Genomic DNA, 1,095 nt, shown 5'->3' with positions numbered 1-1,095 from the left:
GCTGCCACGACATCACCGTGTACGCCGAGCGCGACGTCGCCGCGGGCGCCTGCATGGGCGACGGAGTCCTGATGGACATCTCCGACCCGGCCGCCCCGGTCGTCACCGAGCGGGTCCAGGACGACAACTTCGCGTTCTGGCACTCGGCGACCTTCACCAACAACGGCAGGACGGTGCTGTTCACCGACGAGCTCGGCGGTGGCGGTGCCCCCACCTGCAACGAGGAGATCGGCTCCGAGCGCGGTGCCAACGCCCTCTACGCGATCGGCGGGAGGGAGGACTCCCCCGAGCTGGAGTTCGAGGGTTACTACAAGCTGCCCCGCCACCAGGCCGACACCGAGAACTGTGTCGCGCACAACGGTTCGCTGATCCCGGTTCCGGGCCGTGACTACTTCGTGCAGTCCTGGTACCAGGGCGGCGTCTCGGTGATCGACTTCAACGACCCGAGCGCGCCCGAGGAGATCGGCCACTTCGACCGCGGCCCGATCGACGAGAACGCCCTCGTCCTGGGTGGCTCCTGGTCGGCGTACTACTACAACGGCTACGTCTACTCCTCCGACATCAGCCGCGGTCTCGACGTCCTCAGGCTGGAGGACCCCCGGTTCCGGGTGGCCGAGCAGGTGCGGATGGAGGAGTTCAACCCGCAGTCCCAGCCCGAGTACAAGCCCGGTCGCGGCAACGGCCGCTGACCGTGTGAGCGCCCCGGGTCCCCGTGACGTGACCGGGGCGCTTCACCCGCGCCCGACCCCCGTGGTCGGGTGACGGCGAAGGAACGGGGCCGTGGCCGTGTACGTCACGGCCCCGACGCGTCCACCTCCGTGTCCCCCACTCCCCCGATCCCCTAGTGCACACAGGAGAACCCATGCCCGCACCTCCCACAGCACCACGGGCCAGGAAGGGTCTGCGGCGCACCGCGACCCTCGCGGCCACCGCCGCGGCCTTCCTGTTGACCGGACTCCTCAGCCCGGTCGGCGCCCACGCGGACGAGGCTCCCGCCGACAGCGTCCACAGCGCGAACATCACCCACGTCGCCCACATGCCCAAGCCCTCGGCCGTGAACAGCGTCAACTCGGATCTGGCGTTCACCGGTGACTA

At 69.6% G+C, this 1,095-nt stretch carries 1 protein-coding gene and 1 pseudogene; both read left to right on the top strand.

Annotation, left to right across the window (positions count from 1 at the left end; all coding sequences use genetic code 11):
• Positions 1 to 689, top strand: a 689-nt coding sequence (locus D455_RS0128665) for an LVIVD repeat-containing protein (RefSeq protein ID WP_017574083.1), incomplete at its 5' end; no start/stop codon positions are given.
• Positions 690 to 862: 173 nt separating this feature from the next.
• Positions 863 to 1,095, top strand: a pseudogene (locus D455_RS32005) (hypothetical protein); the annotation flags it as partial.

It is taken from the genome of Nocardiopsis halotolerans DSM 44410, assembly GCF_000341065.1.
GTDB lineage: Bacteria > Actinomycetota > Actinomycetes > Streptosporangiales > Streptosporangiaceae > Nocardiopsis > Nocardiopsis halotolerans.
The sequence above is the reverse complement of the archived record's forward strand: the minus strand, read 5'-3'. Positions and strand labels throughout refer to the sequence as shown.